Source organism: Paeniglutamicibacter sp. ORCA_105, from assembly GCF_045798545.1.
GTDB classification, from domain to species: domain Bacteria; phylum Actinomycetota; class Actinomycetes; order Actinomycetales; family Micrococcaceae; genus Paeniglutamicibacter; species Paeniglutamicibacter sulfureus.
Window position 1 is genome coordinate 22,284 of record NZ_JBIXLM010000009.1, and the last position, 14,740, is coordinate 37,023.

14 protein-coding genes are annotated in these 14,740 nt (G+C 65.3%); 5 read left to right on the top strand and 9 right to left on the bottom strand.

Annotated features, from left to right (window positions below):
• Positions 1-60: 60 nt before the first annotated feature.
• From ACIPUB_RS06380 to ACIPUB_RS06400, 5 genes are all read right to left on the bottom strand, one after another.
• Positions 61-1,137 carry an ABC transporter ATP-binding protein gene (locus ACIPUB_RS06380; protein ID WP_407606619.1) on the bottom strand — a complete coding sequence of 359 codons (1,077 nt, stop codon included), beginning with the start codon at positions 1,135-1,137 and terminating at the stop codon, positions 61-63.
• Positions 1,134-2,222 carry an ABC transporter ATP-binding protein gene (locus ACIPUB_RS06385; RefSeq protein ID WP_407606620.1) on the bottom strand — a complete coding sequence of 363 codons (1,089 nt, stop codon included), beginning with the start codon at positions 2,220-2,222 and terminating at the stop codon, positions 1,134-1,136. The genes ACIPUB_RS06380 and ACIPUB_RS06385 overlap by 4 nt, the downstream gene beginning before the upstream one ends.
• A complete protein-coding gene (locus tag ACIPUB_RS06390; protein WP_407606621.1) occupies positions 2,222-3,196 on the bottom strand; it encodes an ABC transporter permease in 975 nt (324 codons plus the stop codon). Before ACIPUB_RS06390 ends, ACIPUB_RS06385 begins: the two co-directional genes overlap by 1 nt.
• Positions 3,197-3,204: 8 nt before the next feature.
• Positions 3,205-4,212 (bottom strand): ABC transporter permease, encoded by a 1,008-nt coding sequence (locus ACIPUB_RS06395; RefSeq protein ID WP_407606622.1) that lies wholly within the window; start codon positions 4,210-4,212, stop codon positions 3,205-3,207.
• Positions 4,213-4,289: 77 nt separating this feature from the next.
• Positions 4,290-5,891, bottom strand: a complete 1,602-nt coding sequence (locus ACIPUB_RS06400; RefSeq protein WP_407606623.1) for an ABC transporter substrate-binding protein — start codon at positions 5,889-5,891, stop codon at positions 4,290-4,292.
• A 282-nt stretch (positions 5,892-6,173) separates the two neighbouring features.
• Between ACIPUB_RS06400 and ACIPUB_RS06405 the strand changes: the two genes are divergently transcribed.
• The 4 genes from ACIPUB_RS06405 (at position 6,174) to ACIPUB_RS06420 (ending at position 9,975) form a co-directional block, all read left to right on the top strand.
• The gene (locus ACIPUB_RS06405; protein ID WP_407606624.1) at positions 6,174-7,166 is read left to right on the top strand and encodes a 2-hydroxyacid dehydrogenase; all 993 of its coding nucleotides are present in this window, start codon (positions 6,174-6,176) and stop codon (positions 7,164-7,166) included.
• Between the two features lie 201 nt (positions 7,167-7,367).
• Complete coding sequence (locus ACIPUB_RS06410) at positions 7,368-8,501, top strand: L-talarate/galactarate dehydratase (protein WP_407606625.1); 1,134 nt, start codon at positions 7,368-7,370, stop codon at positions 8,499-8,501.
• A gap of 36 nt (positions 8,502-8,537) precedes the next feature.
• Entirely contained in the window at positions 8,538-9,242 is a 705-nt protein-coding gene (locus ACIPUB_RS06415) for a FadR/GntR family transcriptional regulator (protein ID WP_407606626.1), read from the top strand.
• A 91-nt stretch (positions 9,243-9,333) separates the two neighbouring features.
• Complete coding sequence (locus ACIPUB_RS06420; RefSeq protein WP_407606627.1) at positions 9,334-9,975, top strand: uracil-DNA glycosylase; 642 nt, start codon at positions 9,334-9,336, stop codon at positions 9,973-9,975.
• A gap of 84 nt (positions 9,976-10,059) precedes the next feature.
• On the opposite strand, the gene ACIPUB_RS06425 is transcribed toward ACIPUB_RS06420, so the two are convergent.
• The 4 genes from ACIPUB_RS06425 to ACIPUB_RS06440 form a co-directional block, all read right to left on the bottom strand.
• Complete coding sequence (locus tag ACIPUB_RS06425; protein ID WP_407606628.1) at positions 10,060-10,458, bottom strand: universal stress protein; 399 nt, start codon at positions 10,456-10,458, stop codon at positions 10,060-10,062.
• Positions 10,455-11,984, bottom strand: a complete 1,530-nt coding sequence (locus ACIPUB_RS06430) for a tripartite tricarboxylate transporter permease (RefSeq protein ID WP_407606629.1) — start codon at positions 11,982-11,984, stop codon at positions 10,455-10,457. The genes ACIPUB_RS06425 and ACIPUB_RS06430 overlap by 4 nt, the downstream gene beginning before the upstream one ends.
• A 24-nt stretch (positions 11,985-12,008) precedes the next feature.
• The gene (locus ACIPUB_RS06435) at positions 12,009-12,554 is read right to left on the bottom strand and encodes a tripartite tricarboxylate transporter TctB family protein (RefSeq protein WP_407606630.1); all 546 of its coding nucleotides are present in this window, start codon (positions 12,552-12,554) and stop codon (positions 12,009-12,011) included.
• A 69-nt stretch (positions 12,555-12,623) separates the two neighbouring features.
• Positions 12,624-13,625, bottom strand: coding sequence for a Bug family tripartite tricarboxylate transporter substrate binding protein (locus ACIPUB_RS06440; protein WP_407606631.1), 1,002 nt, complete (start codon positions 13,623-13,625; stop codon positions 12,624-12,626).
• Between the two features lie 151 nt (positions 13,626-13,776).
• Between ACIPUB_RS06440 and ACIPUB_RS06445 the strand changes: the two genes are divergently transcribed.
• Positions 13,777-14,664 (top strand): LysR family transcriptional regulator, encoded by an 888-nt coding sequence (locus tag ACIPUB_RS06445; RefSeq protein WP_407606632.1) that lies wholly within the window; start codon positions 13,777-13,779, stop codon positions 14,662-14,664.
• Positions 14,665-14,740 lie beyond the last annotated feature (76 nt).

Below are 14,740 nucleotides of genomic sequence, written 5' to 3' on the forward strand. Positions count from 1 at the left end.
CATGCCGCACCGCCGTGGTTCTCCGGGGTGCGGCCTTGGTCGCCAACTTTTCCGGGCGGCTCAGCCCGCGGGAACCAGTCCCGCCTCGGCCGGGCTGGAAATCGGGAAGTGGCATTCGGCCATGTGGGCTCGCTCGACCGGTCCAATGGCGGGCATCCCCAGCGAGATCGTCCCGTCCACGGCCGGCCCCGAGGCTTCGGGCCTGCGCGAGGCACAGATGTCCTCGGCCTTCCAGCAGCGGGTGCGGAACCTGCAGCCGCTGGGCGGATCCAGCGGCGAGGGCAGCTCACCATTCAGCACGATCCGCCTGGCCGGGCGCATTGCAGGGTCCAGCTTCGGCGAGGCAGACATCAAGGACGCGGTGTACGGGTGCAGCGGCCGGTCAAAGACATCCTCGGTCACTCCGGTTTCTATAATCCGCCCGAGGTACATCACCGCGACCCGGTCGGTCACGTGGCGGACCACCGAGAGGTCGTGGGAGATGAAGATGTAGCTGACCCCCAGCTGCTGCTGCAGCTCGTTGAGCAGGTTCAGCACCTGCGCCTGCACCGAGAGATCAAGCGCGGAGACCGGTTCGTCAAGGATGATCAAATCCGGGTCAAGGGCCAGGGCGCGGGCGATGCCGATGCGCTGGCGCTGGCCGCCGGAGAATTCCTGCGGCGTCTTGTACGCGTCGGTACTGCGCAGCCCCACCAAATCCAGCAGCTCGTTCAGCCGCTTGGAGCGGGCCGCCGAGCCCCGGTACAGGTCCTTGTGCGTGGCGAAGGGCTCGGAGATGATCTGCCCGGCGCTCATGCGCGCGTTCAGCGAGGCGAAAGGGTCCTGGAAGACCATCTGCACGCGCCGGCGCCAGGCCAGCAACTCCTTGCCCTTGAGCGCGAACGGGTCCTGCCCGTCGAAGCGCACGGTGCCGGAGTCTGGCGTCTCGAGCATCATCAGGGTGCGGGCCAGCGTGGACTTGCCGCAGCCGGACTCGCCCACCAGGCCCAGAGTCTCCCCCTTGCCCACCGACAGGCTGATCCCGTCCAAGGCCTTGAGTTGGCGCGATCCGCCACCGGCGGAGACCGTGAAGGACTTGGTCAGCTCCTGGACCTCGAGGACGTTTTTCCTGGGTGCCTGGGTGTCGTTGACGTTCATCGGTCTTCCTCCTGCAATGTCGACGCGGTTTTCGGCGAAGCGGGTTCGGTGCCGGGCCCCGCGGTGGCACCGGCGCGCAGGGATTCGGAGAAGTGGCAGGCGGAGAACTGGTTCACACCGCTCTGGCGCAGTTCCGGACGCTTGTCCCGGCAGATCTGCGCCGCCATCGGGCAGCGATCCGCATAGACGCAGCCGGACGGGATCGATTTGAGCTCCGGCGGGCTGCCGGGAATCGAAGACAGGTCGTCCCCGCGCCGCGCGTGCGTGGGCACCGACTCCAGCAGGCCCTTGGTGTACGGGTGGGTGGGGGTGGAAAACACCGTGGCCACCGGCCCGCTTTCGACCACGTTGCCCGCGTACATGATGCAGACGTCGTCGGCTTCCTCGGCCACCACCGCGAGGTCGTGCGTGATCAGCACGACCGCCATGTCCTCTTCCTCGCGCAGCCGGCGCAGCAGCGCCATGATCTGCGCCTGCACCGTGACATCCAGTGCGGTGGTGGGCTCGTCGGCGATCAGCAGCCGCGGGCCCAGCGCCACGGCCATGGCGATGAGGATGCGCTGGCGCATGCCGCCGGAGAACTGGTGGGGGTACGCGGCCACGCGCACCTCGGGCTCCGGGATGCCGACCCGGCGCATCAATTCGATGGCCTGGGCGCGGGCCTGCTTTTTGTTCATGCCACGGTGGATCCGGAAGGCCTCGCCGAGCTGCGCTCCCACGGTGTAGACGGGGTTCAGTGCGGTCAGTGCGTCCTGGAAGACGATGCCCAGGCCTGGCCCGGCGACCTCGCGGCGCTGGCGCGGGGTCATCGCGTTCAGGTCCCTGCCCTCGAGCTCCACGGTTCCCCCGGCCACGGAGGCGACGGGATCCAGCAGGCCGGCGATGGCCTTGGCCGTCATGGACTTTCCGCAGCCGGATTCGCCCAGCAGCGCCAGGGTCTGGCCCTGGTAGGCGGTGAAGGAAACGTTGCCCACCACCCGCACGGTGCCCGTGGGGGTGCGGATGTCCACGTCGAGCCCGGTGACGGCCAGGACGGCCTCGGCGGTGGCCGCCTCGCTGGTTTGGGGATCAAGTACTTCCATCATCACTTTGCCTCCTTGGCTGCGGTCTTCAGGGCCTTTTTGGCGGGACGTTCGAGGGTCAGGCGCCAGCGCTGGGCCGGGTCGGTGGCGATGCGCAGCCAGGCTGCCAATAGGTTCGCGGCGATCGCGGTAATGACGATGGCCAGGCCGGGAAGGATCGAGAGCCACCAGGCGGTCTGCAGGTATTGGCGCCCCTGGGCCACCATCAGCCCCCAGCTCACGTCGGGCGGCTGGATGCCGATGCCCAGGAAGGACAGCGAGGATTCGGCGAGCATGACGTAGCAGAATTCCAGCGTTGCCAGGGTCAGCAGGGTCGGGGTCACCACCGGGATCACGTGCATGGCGATGATGGAGTTGGGCTTGGTGCCGAAGGTGCGTGCAGCGTCCACGAAGGTGCGCGACTGCAGCTCGGCCGATTCGGCGCGGGCGGTGCGCATGTAGATCGGAATGCGGGTGACGGCCAGGATCAGCACGATGTTGGCCACCGAGGGGCTGAAGACGTAGAGGACCACGACGGCCAGCAGCAGGGAGGGGAAGGACATGATGATGTCGGCTATGCGCATCGAGATGTTCTCGCGTCGCCCGCGGTGGTATCCGGCCCAGACGCCCCAGAGGGAGCCGACGAGCAGGGCGACAAGGACCGCGGGGACCGCGACCATGAGGGTCGTGCGGGTGGCGACGACCAGGCGGGCGAGCACCGAGCGGCCCAGGGAGTCGGAGCCCAGCACGTAGGCCCATCCGTTGGCCGGGTCGAAGGGTGCCTTGTTCATGAACATCAGGTTTTGCTTGGTGGCCAGTTCGCCCATGAGCGCGGGGCCGAAGATGGCCACGAGGATCACGAGGCCCAGGACCAGGGCGCCAACGGTGGCGAACTTGTCGCGCAGCAGCATCCGGAACATGCTCGGACCCCCGAGCCGTGCCTTCTTGGGCCGGGGCCCGCGGTCGCGCAGGTTGGGCGCATTCAGTGTCTGTGTCATGGTCTTTCCTAGACGTTCGCGCCGGCGGCTGCAGGGACGTTGGGTTCACTGGGGGTGGTGGAATCGGGCCCGGGAGTGAGGTCCCGTGCCTTGCGCCGTGCCCTGGCCCCCGCGGTGGGACGGACCCGCGGGTCCAGCAGCGCGTAGCCCACATCGATCACGATGTTGAGCACGAAGATCGCCAGGGCCGTCAGGAGTACGCAGGCCTGGAGGACGGCGAAGTCGCGCTGCAGGATCGAGTCGATCATCAGCTTGCCGATGCCCGGCCAGCCGAAGATGGTCTCGACCACCACGGCGCCGTTGATCAGCCCGACCGTGAGGTCCCCGGCCACGGTCAGGGCCGGGGCCGCGGCGTTGCGCAGGGCGTGCCCGGTGACCACGCGGTATTCGGTGGCGCCCTTGGAGCGGGCGAGTTTGATGTAGGGCTCGGAGAGTGAGGTGACCATGGCGCCGCGGATCACCTGGACGAGCGCCCCGAAGGGCCGCATCACCAGTGTTGCCACGGGCAGCACCCAGGCCGCAGCACCCATGACGCCGGAGGTGGGCAGCCAGCCTAGGTAGATGGCGAAGACCCAGATGCCCACGATGGCCAGCCAGAAGTCGGGAATCGAGGCCGCCGCCATGGAGACGAAGGAGGCGAAGCGGTCAAGCACCCCGTTGGGCTTCAGCGCGGCCGCGGAGCCCACGATGATCGCCAACACAATGGCGATCACCATGGTCATCGCGGCGAGTTGCAGCGTGGCCGGGAAGGCGCGCAGCGCCATGGCTGCGGCATCCTCCCCGGTACGCAGCGAGGTTCCGAAATCCAGTCGCAAGAGACCACCGAAGTAGTCGGCCATCTGGAGAAGGACGGGTTGGTCCAGGCCATTCTTGGCAATGAAGTCCGCGCGCATGGCGTCGGTGGCGTTCAGTGGCAGGTAGAGGCTTGCCGGGTTTCCGGTCATCCGGGCCAGGGCGAAGACTCCCACCACCACGACCACCAGCGGCAGTGCGGAGGAGATAATCCGTTTACGCAAATAGGTGAGCATTATCCAGGTTGCTTTCCGTCGAATTCTTGATTGCCAGTGCCTTGCGAAGGCTTTGGGAAGGTGAACTACTGGCCCTTGGTGACTTCGGCCAGGCGCAGTTCGTCGCCCGAGGAGGAGTTCGGCGTGTAGTCCACCGTGCCTGCCACACCGAGCATGCCGGTCTGATGGGCGATGTGGGCGAACTGCACCACGTTGTCGTTCTGGTACGCGAAGACCTTCTCGAAGGCACCCTGGCGGTCATCTCCCGTAGCGGCGTCTGCCGTCTTGATCAGCTTGTCGAGCTCCGCGGTGCCGAAGGCCGACTGCGCGCCCTTGGTCATCATGTACTGGTCGACGGTGAAGGCGGCGTCGCCGGCCTGGTTGCCGTGCTGGGTCATCAGCATGATGGCGCCCTCGTCATCCGTGGGGAACGGGCGGACCTGGTAGGTCAGGTGCTGACTGGTCTCGAGCATCTTCAGCTTCACGTTCAGGCCGGCCTGGGTCAGTTGTTCCTGGATGACCTGGCCCAGTTCCTCGATCTTGGGGAACTGGGCGGAGCGCACGACCAGGCTGATCTGGGCCGAGGTGTCAACGCCTGCGGCCTTGGCCTCCTCGACCAGTGCCTTGGCCTTTTCCGGGTCGTAGGGCCAGACCGGCAGGGTCTCGCTGTGCCCCACGACGCCCTCGGGCACCAGCTGGGCGGCGGCCTTGTCGCGTCCGCCGTAGAGCGAGGCCACGATGGCTTCCTTGTCGATGGCGTAGTTCACTGCCTGGCGGACCTTGATGTCGGTGAAGGGCGCCTTGTCGGCGTGCATGCGCAGCGCGACGGTCTCGTTGTTGGGGTAGGAAACACCCAGGTCCCCGATGTTGTCTTCCGGGCTCAGGCCGGTGGCGATGTCCGCCTCGCCGGAGGTGACCATGGCGGCCCGGACGCTGCCCTCGCTCCTCCACTGGTAGTTGGCCATTTCGAAGGCCGGTGCCTCGCCCCAGTAGTCGGCGAAGGCCGAGGCGCTGATGCTCTGGCCGGCTTCCCACTTCTCGAGCTTGTAGGGGCCGGTGCCGATCGGTTCGCGCACCTTTTCGGTTGTGGAGGTCTCGGCCGGCACGACCTCCAGGAAGGAGAGACGCAGCGGCAAGATGGGGTCGGCCTTGGGCGCGGTGACCGTCAGGGTCGTGTCGTCAACGACTTTGACCTTCAGGTTGTCGTCGCCGAAGACGTAGCCCTCGACATTGCAGCCGAGCTTGCCGTTGACGGCGCGGTCAATGGTCGCTGCGGCGTCCTCGGCGGTGAATTCGGATCCGTCGTGGAACTTCACACCTTCACGCAGCTTCAGGGTCCAGATGGTGTCGTCCGTGCTGGTCCATTCGGTGGCCAGCTTGGGCTCAAGCTCACCGGTGGTGGGGTTGCGTTCGATCAGCGGTTCGGTGATGGTCGAACGCACCACGACGCCGGTGCTGGTGAGGTTCGATTCGCAGGCCTCCAGCGTCGGGGGCTCCTGCTGCAGGACCACGCGCAGGGTGTCACCGGCCGCCGGTGCGCCGGCTCCCGAGGAACCGGTGGCCCCCGAGGAGTTGGCCACGGAGCAGCCGGACAGTGCCGTGACGCCCAAAAGGGCGCCGGCGGCCACGGCCATGGAGAGTCGACGGGTGCGGGTCAGGGGGGTCGTTGCCTTGCTGGAAAAAAACATCGGTGTTTCCTCTGCGGTGAGCGAATTGGACGAGTGTGAACGACCAATGCGAGGGGATCTGCCGGTCGTGTCCCCATAGCCTTGACGCCGGAACCAAGGCCCGTCAAGGGTCCGCTTCCGCATGAACTCGCGGTTCTGGGACGGTTGGTTCCGATCGGCATTCGATGCGCATTGTGACTTCCGCTACATCACGCGGCTGACGGGGAATCAATGCCCCAACGGTATTGATCCATGCATTCTGCGTGTTGGACGCGCATGCTTGCGTCTCCCTAGGATTCAGGTATGTCAGCAGATACCAGCGCCATCACGCGGCGCGACCCCAGCCCCATATCCGGGAACGCCATCATGCGCGTCGGCCCGGTCAACCCCACGGTCGCCAAGGCGCTCGTTGACGACTACGACGCCATGGTGCTCCCCGAGCCCGGAGCCGCCCGCGAGGAATTCCTGACCGAACACGGCGAGTCGATCCGCGTCGCCGTGTGCTCAGGAAAAATCGGCGTCGACACCGACCTCATGAAGCGCCTGCCAAACCTGGAGGCCATCGTGAACTTCGGAGTCGGCTACGACGCCACCGATGTCGCCCAGGCCAATGAACGCAACATCCCGATCAGCAACACCCCGGACGTGCTCACCGACTGCGTCGCCGACACCGCACTGGGCCTCTACCTCGACACCCTGCGCTCACTGAGCGCCGCCGAGCGCTTCGTGCGCGCCGGCACCTGGGCAACCGGCATGAACTTCCCGCTGGCCACCCGCGCCAGCGGCAAGCGCGTGGGCATCCTGGGGCTGGGGCGCATCGGCGCGGCAATCGCCAAGCGGCTCGAGGCCTTCGGTTGCGAAATCCACTATCACAACCGCTCGGAAATCAACGGCAGTGCCTACACCTACTACCCCTCGGCGGCGGCCCTGGCCGCGGCCACCGACGTGCTGATCGTGGCGGCGGCCGGAGGCCCCGCCTCTGCCGGGTTGGTCGATGCAACGGTGCTGGAGGCAATTGGCCCGAAGGGCTTCCTGATCAACATTGCCCGCGGCAGCGTCGTGGACGAACCGGCCCTGGTGGCGGCCCTGCAAAATGGCGGGATCGCCGGAGCCGGGCTGGACGTGTTCGCGAGCGAACCGCACGTTCCCGAAGAGCTCCTTGCCCTGGACAACGTGGTCCTGCTGCCGCACCTGGGCAGCGGCACGCACGAGACGCGCGCCGACATGGCGGAGTTGACGCTGAACAATCTGCGCAGCTACATCGACTCGGGAGAGCTCCTCACACCCGTTTCGTAGGCATCTCAATCCCACACGTGGCCCACCCGGCGTTCCGGGTGGGCCACGGGCATTTTCCTTCCGCGGGCTTGGATGCAACTCGGGATAAATTCGGCCTGGAAAACTTCCCCGAAACTACTTGTGTAATAAGTTATCTACTTATACGATAAGTTGTGTTCGCCGACGCAGTCCGGCCATTCTTCCCAGGAGCACAGACCCGCCATGAGCTACACCCCCGATGCCATTCGCCACGTCAAGCTGTCCACCGCCCGGCTACCCCTGGCCACCCCGATCTCGGATGCCAAGGTCTTCACCGGGCGCCAGAAGCCCATGACCGAGGTCGTCTTCCTCTTTGCCGAGATCAAGACCGAGCAGGGCCACGAGGGCCTGGGCTTCTCCTACTCGAAGCGCGCCGGCGGACCGGCACAGTACGCCCACGCCAGGGAAGTCGCCGAGACCATGATCGGCGAGGATCCCAATGACATTGCCAAGCTCTACACCAAGCTCCTGTGGGCCGGAGCCTCGGTGGGACGCTCGGGCGTCGCCACCCAGGCACTCGCCGCCCTCGACATCGCCCTCTACGACCTGAAGTCCAAGCGCGCGGGCCTGCCGCTGGCCAAGTTCCTCGGTTCCCACCGCGACTCGGTGCGCACCTACAACACCTCCGGCGGATTCCTCAACGCCTCGATTGCCGAGATCCAGGACCGCGCCAGCCAGTCAATCGAGGAAGGCATTGGCGGTATCAAGATCAAGGTCGGCCTGCCCGATTCCTCCGAGGACCTGCGCCGCGTCACCGCGGTGCGCGAGCACATCGGCCCGGACGTGCCGATGATGGTGGACGCCAACCAGCAGTGGGACCGCGCCACCGCACTGCGCTTGGGCCGCAAGCTCGAGGAGTTCGACCTGGTCTGGATCGAGGAACCCCTCGATGCCTACGACGCCGAGGGCCACGCGGCACTCGCCGCTGCACTTGACACCCCGATCGCCACCGGCGAGATGCTTGCCTCCGTGGCCGAACACGAACGCCTCATTGCCACCCGTGCCTGCGACATCATCCAGCCCGACGCCCCGCGCATCGGCGGCATTACCCAGTTCCTGCGTCTGGCCACGCTGGCCGACCAGGCCGGCTTGGACCTGGCACCTCACTTCGCCATGGAGATCCACCTGCACCTCGCCGCGGCCTACCCGCGCGAACCCTGGGTGGAGCACTTCGACTGGCTGGACCCGCTGTTCAACGAGCGCCTCGAGACCAAGGACGGGCGCATGCTGGTTCCGAGCCGCCCGGGACTCGGCTTCACCTTCAGCGACCAGGCCCGCGCCTGGACGACCGACACCGTCGAGTTCGGCCGCGCCTAGTCGCCCCGCCGCGGCGCGCGTGAAAGCATTCATCCTATGAAACCCAATCTGACGGCCGGCCTGGTTGAGCACCTGCGCGGGCAGATCAGCACAGGACTCATTGCCCCGGGCGACAAGCTCCCGAGCGAGAATGCCCTGATCGCCGAGCACGCCGTCTCCCGCACCGTGGTGCGTGAGGCGCTGACCAGGTTGCAGGCCGAAGGACTGGTCCACACGCGCCGCGGTGCCGGCAGCTTCGCCCTCACTCCCCCGCCCCCCGAAACCGCTGCACAGGCGCGGGTCCCGCGGACCCTTGCCGAACGCCGGCAGTTGCTCGAATTCCGGATGGGTCTGGAATCCGAGGCGGCAGCCGCCGCCGCGGTCGCGGCGAAAGCCGGGACCCTGCCCGCCCTCGACGCGGCATTGGAAGCCTTCCGGAACGCCGGTACCAACGCTTCGCTTTCAATGAGCTGCGACTTCGAGTTCCACTCCGCCGTGGCGGCCGGGAGCGGAAACCCCTATTTCCTGGATGCGGTGCGCCACCTCGGTCCGGCTATGATTGCCATGCCGCGCCAACGCCTGGATTCCACGGAATCGGTCTTGCTCCCGCGGCTGGAACAGGTGGCCGAGGAACACCTCGCCATCCGCAACGCCATCGCCTCGGGCAACGCCATGGCCGCGGCCGCGGCCATGCGCGTGCACCTGGCAAATTCCCTGCACCGGCTCGAGGTCGAGGCAGGAGCCACGGCCGCGGGCGACTGAGGCGCCCAATCCCGAAGGTCTCGCCGTTATTCGTGGCGGGACCTTCGGCGTGCTCGCGCGTCGCCAAGTAAGGCCTGCGCGATACTGAGTCATGGCGAAACTCATGGCTGGCTCCGCATTCCGCAGCGCAATGCACCGGGGGAAATACGACGCGCACATTGCCCCGATCAATTATCTGGTCGACGAGCTTGGCAGCGGCGACGAGTCAGGAGGCCAATGGGTTCCCCATGTAGCCCCCATCCATGGCGGGACCAAGGCCAGGGTTCTAGCACTGCTGTCCGATCCAGGACCGAAAACCAGCAAGACATCCGGTTCGGGGATGATCTGTTTCGAGAACGACGACCCCACGGCGGCCATGCTTGGCCAGCTCTTTGACCAAGTCTCCATCCCCTTGAACGAAACCATGATCTGGAACGCCCATCCTTGGTACCGCCACGGCACGGCAAACCTTCGGGCCGCAGATCTGCGCCGTGGAATCGACCCACTCAAGCGCGTTATTGATCTCATGCCGGATGTTCGCGCGGTTGTCCTTTTTGGAAGCAATGCGCAGAAGTCATGGAAGTACTTTGCACAGGCGCATCCGCAAACGGCGCAGAAGGTCATGGGGATTCATTCGCCGCACCCGGGTACGCAGGCACTCTGGAGTCCGGATCCGCAAGAACGGGAGCGCCGCCTCCGGCGGCGAATCGCTGCAATGCGGGAAGCGCGCGACGCGTTGGACCAACCCGAATAACCCGGCTTCCGCACTCAACAAAGAGCCGGGCTGGTCAACCGACCACATGCAGTTGACCAGCCCGACTCCAAATCAGAAACACGCCTAGACCTGGTCGGCCTTCACGGCCAGGACCGGGTGCTCGGCTTGCAGCAGGATGCGCTGGGCGTGGGAACCCATGATGAACTTGCCCACCTGGGAGCGCTGGCGCAGGCCAATGACGATCAACGAGACATCGTGCCTGGAAGCCAGGTCCAGGATCTCCTCGGCGAGGTCGTCGCGGTGGAACGATTCCAGGATCCGGGCCTGGATGCCGGCATCCACGGTCGACTGCTTGATGCGTTCGATGTCCTCGGCGCTTGCCACTGACTTGTCCACCAAGGCACCTTCGCGCACCGAGTTCACGATCAGCAGCTCCTCATGGCGAAGCTTGGCTTCCTTGATGGCCGCACGCACTGCTGCCTCACCGACCTTGGTCGGAACGTATCCAACGAGGATGCTCATACTTTTTCCTTAGCCTTGGTTTCGGACAAGAGGGCGTTTGCCTTCTTGCGCTTGTTGATGACCGTCTTGACCATGGGCCATACCGCGACGATGACGAAGATGACCAGCAGGGTGCCGGAGATCGGCCGGGAGAAGAACCCGGTCGGATCGCCCTCCAGCACCAGCAGCGAACGGCGGAGGGAAGACTCGAGCAGGCTTCCCAGCACGAACGCCAGCACCAGCGGTCCGGGTTCGAAGCCGAACTTCTTCATGAGGTAGCCGAGTGCTCCGAAGAGCACCACGAGCATGACGTCGAACATCGAGTTGCGGATCGTGTAGGCACCGAGCATGGTGATCAGCGCGGTGATCGGCGCGAGGATCGCGCCACGGATCCGCAGGATCTTCACGAACAGACCCACCAGCGGGATCGACATGATCAACAGCAGGATGTTCCCGATGTACATGGAGTTCACCACGCCCCAGAACAGGTCAGGCTGCTCGGTGATCAGCTGTGGGCCCGGGGTCACGCCCTGGATGAGCAGGGCGCCGAAGATGATGGCCATGGTGGCGTTGGCCGGGATGCCCAGGGTCAGCAGCGGGATGAAGGAGCTGGTGGCCGCCGCGTTGTTCGCGGATTCCGGTCCGGCAACGCCCTCGATGGCTCCCTTGCCGAAGCGCGAGGGATCCTTGGCCCGTTTCTTTTCCACGGCGTAGGCCGCCAGTGAGGCAATGGTGGCACCACCTCCGGGCAGGATGCCCAGGAAGAAGCCCAGTACCGAGCCGCGTCCGATGGCGCCCGAGGACTGTTTCAGGTCCTTGCGCGAGGGCCAGACGTTGGCGACGGCGACGGGGGCAGCGGCGGCGCGGTGGCGCTCCTCGAGGTTGTAGAGGATTTCGCCGACACCGAAGAGGCCCATGGCGATCGGCACGAAGTCGATGCCGTCGGCCAGCGGCAGACTGCCGAAGGTGAAGCGCTCGGCGCCGGTGAAGATGTCGCGGCCCACCGTGGCCAGGAACAGGCCGAAGGCCGCGGCAGTCAATGCCTTGATCTTGGAGCCGCCGGAAATGGTGGCGACCAGCAAGATGCCCAGCAGGGCAAGTGCCGTGTACTCGGGAGGTCCGAAGTCCAAGGCGAACCCTGCGACCAGTGGGGCCAGGAACGTCAGGCCGATGATGCCAATGGTGCCGCCGATGAAAGAGCCGATTGCGGCAATGCCCAGGGCGGTGCCCGCCCTTCCCTGCTTGGCCAGGACATAGCCGTCAAAGACGGTGACCACGGAGCTTGCCTCGCCGGGGATGCGCAACAGCACCGAGGTGATGGTTCCGCCGTACTGGGCACCGTAGAAGATTCCGGCCAGCATGATGATCGCGGTGACCGGCTCCACCCCATAAGTCATGGGAAGCAGGATGGCGATGGTCGCCGCCGGGCCGAGGCCCGGAAGTACGCCGATCAGCATGCCGATGGCAACGCCGAGCAAGCAGTAAAGAAGATTGGTGGGGTCCAGAACAACGCCAAAGCCGTCCAGGACCGGGCCGAAGAAATCCATGCCGTTTACCTTGTATCTCTGGGACTAGAAAAGTCGGGGAATGGTGGTTCCGAGTGCGGCGATGAAGATCGCGTAGAACGCAGCAACAATCAGGAGCGAATATAGCGTTGCCGAGCGCCAGCTCTCGCCGCCCAGCCACTTCATCCAGATGAAGCACAGCAGCAGCGAAGGGATCTCGAAGCCGACCACGGGCATCAGTGCCACCATCCCGATCAGGGTGACGAAACCGATTGCCGCGTACCGGGAGTACGAAGAGAATTTCTCCCCGTCCTTGCCGCCGGTGCGGCCAATGAAGGCCTGCACCAGCGACAGCACGGCAACCACGAGGCTGACGATGAATGGCCACATTCCCGGCCGCGGTTCGGCCGGCGTTCCCAATCCCAGATTCAACGAAAGCAGGATTCCTGCAACACCGAGGGCGAGCGCCACCAGGGAGGAGACAAAGTTGGCCACCGGACCCGCGGGCTCGGGCGCCTCGGCGGCCCACACCTCCGCGAGCTGCTCGGGCGTCAGGATCTCTTCTTCCTGCACCGGGGTTTCTTCGGCGTGCGGCGATTTATCGGCTCGCATAACGTGCTTCCTTTGGATCTGGCGTGCGCCACCTGGGGTGGCGCGTGGGGATGGGGAACGGGCCTGAGGTTACTTGGAAGCCAGCGTGATGTTGTACTGCTCGGTCAGCGCCTTGTACTTCTCGGCCAGCGCGGTCCACTCGGTGACGACTTCCTCGCCGGTGATTTCCTTCGGGGTCAGCAGAGTCGACTCGTTGAAGGACTTGTAGGAATCCTTGGCAACTGCGGCCTTGACCGATTCGACCAGGGCGGTCTTGGTCTCTGCGCTCAGGCCCTTGGGGGCTGCGATCGCGCGGTACTGCGAGACCGGGACGTCGTAGCCGGATTCAACGGCCGTCGGAACGTCCGGGAGGAACTCGTTGCGCTCGGAGGAGAAGACCACAATCGGGGTGACGGTGCCTGCATCGATCTGCGGTTTGGCCTCGCCGAGCTGGATGGTGGAGACCTGGACCTGGTCTCCCATGACGGCGGTCAGTGCCGGGGAGCCGGAGTCGAAGGGAACCGTGGTGCCCTCGATCTCGGCTTGGGCCAACAGCAGTTCCTGGGCCAGCTGCGAGCCGGTGCCCACGCCGGTGGTGCCGAAGGACAGCTTGGAGCCGTTGCTCTTGAGGTCATCCACCGACTTGATGCCGGACTTGGTGCTGGCCACCATGACGTAGTCATCCTGGGACAGACCCGCGATGACATCCAGTCCGTCAAGGGTTACCGCTTCGGATTCCGAAACTGCCAACGGGGTGATGGTGATCAGCGAGGCATTGAGCAGGATGAGGTTGTGGCCGTCGGGCTCCATGGCCGCGACTTCCTGGGTGGCCAGCGCCCCATTGGCACCGGGCTTGTTGACGACCGGCATTGACACGCCAAGTTTTTCGGCCATGCCCTCCGCCACGGCGCGGGCGATAAGGTCGGTGGACCCGCCCGGGGCCTGGCCGACGGTCAGGGTGACCGGTCCGGAAGGGAAGGTCTCGCCTTCGGCGGCACCGCTGCCGACATTGCCGCCGCAGGCGGCGAGTGAAAGGGCGGCGGCGGCAGCGGCAACCGACAGCATTGCACGTCGAGTGAATTGGTGCTTCATTGCGTATTCTCCTTGTTGACGAGGCGTGCTGCCTGGGGAGTTCACCTGCGAGTGAGTCACAACACGTTTTTTGCTTCTGCTTGAGCCTAGAAATAGTTACGATGCTTGTCCAACCCCATCTAAGCATTGAGTGATTCCCGAAAGGTATCAATTGTTCACATTGGACCAAGCACGAAGTTTCGTCGCTGTCGCCGAGGAGCTGCACTTCGGTCGCGCAGCCGAACGGCTGAATATGACCCAACCCCCGTTGAGCCGGCAGATCCAAAAGCTGGAACGCAGCGTGGGGGTCGAGCTGTTAGAACGAGACAACCGCAAGGTCAACCTCACTGCCGCAGGCGAGGCGTTCCTCGTTGACGCCCGGCGCCTGGTGATTTCAGCCGAGCGCGCCCCGCTGAATGCGCGGCGGATTGCCTCGGGCCAGTCCGGCGAACTGCGCATCGGGTTCACCGCCGCCTCGGGCTTCAGCCTGCTCGGACCCCTGCTTTCGGAAATTTCGACCCAACTACCCCAGGTGCATCTCGAGTTGTCCGAAATGGTGACCGGCGAACAGGTTGCTGCGCTGCAAGACGGGGACATCGACCTGGGCTTGGCGCGACCGCCCTTTGACGAAAAGGCCTTTGAGTCGCAGCTGCTCTTCTCCGAGTCCCTTTGCATCGCGGTACCCACGGGGCACCGGCTGGATACGCTCCCGCGCGAGATCGTCATCGAAGACCTCGCGAGCGAAGCCCTCATCATGCATTCGCCCACCAAGGCCCGATACTTCTACGACCTGGTGGTGCGACAGATCGACTTCGAGCACCAGAACGTCGTCCATTCGGTCAGCCAGGTCCTGACGATGATCGCCCTGGTAGCGGCCGGGCGTGGCATTGCCTTCGTGCCCGAAAGCGCCATGCTGCTTGGGGTGGAGGGAGTCAGCTACCACCGGCTCGAGGACATTTCCGAAGATGCTGTGGAGTTACACGCAATCTGGAGCCGGAATTCCCGAAACCCCGCACTGGCAAAGCTTGTGCAGATCGTCAGGGGTTCAGCGCAGTCCTGAGGCGCGGCCACCGAGGCGCCCGTGCGCCGTCCCGACTGGCGATACCCGACGGGTATCAAACAATACAAATATGGGC

Bases quoted from the DNA above. Each gene is read 5' to 3' on its own strand.
- ACIPUB_RS06440 (WP_407606631.1), bottom strand. From the start codon at position 13,625: ATGAAGCACCAATTCACTCGACGTGCAATGCTGTCGGTTGCCGCTGCC.
- ACIPUB_RS06430 (WP_407606629.1), bottom strand. From the start codon at position 11,984: ATGGATTTCTTCGGCCCGGTCCTGGACGGCTTTGGCGTTGTTCTGGAC.
- ACIPUB_RS06410 (WP_407606625.1), top strand. From the start codon at position 7,368: ATGAGCTACACCCCCGATGCCATTCGCCACGTCAAGCTGTCCACCGCC.
- ACIPUB_RS06435 (WP_407606630.1), bottom strand. From the start codon at position 12,554: ATGCGAGCCGATAAATCGCCGCACGCCGAAGAAACCCCGGTGCAGGAA.
- ACIPUB_RS06380 (WP_407606619.1), bottom strand. From the start codon at position 1,137: ATGAACGTCAACGACACCCAGGCACCCAGGAAAAACGTCCTCGAGGTC.
- ACIPUB_RS06385 (WP_407606620.1), bottom strand. From the start codon at position 2,222: ATGATGGAAGTACTTGATCCCCAAACCAGCGAGGCGGCCACCGCCGAG.
- ACIPUB_RS06400 (WP_407606623.1), bottom strand. From the start codon at position 5,891: ATGTTTTTTTCCAGCAAGGCAACGACCCCCCTGACCCGCACCCGTCGA.
- ACIPUB_RS06390 (WP_407606621.1), bottom strand. From the start codon at position 3,196: ATGACACAGACACTGAATGCGCCCAACCTGCGCGACCGCGGGCCCCGG.
- ACIPUB_RS06415 (WP_407606626.1), top strand. From the start codon at position 8,538: ATGAAACCCAATCTGACGGCCGGCCTGGTTGAGCACCTGCGCGGGCAG.
- ACIPUB_RS06405 (WP_407606624.1), top strand. From the start codon at position 6,174: ATGTCAGCAGATACCAGCGCCATCACGCGGCGCGACCCCAGCCCCATA.
- ACIPUB_RS06425 (WP_407606628.1), bottom strand. From the start codon at position 10,458: ATGAGCATCCTCGTTGGATACGTTCCGACCAAGGTCGGTGAGGCAGCA.
- ACIPUB_RS06420 (WP_407606627.1), top strand. From the start codon at position 9,334: ATGGCGAAACTCATGGCTGGCTCCGCATTCCGCAGCGCAATGCACCGG.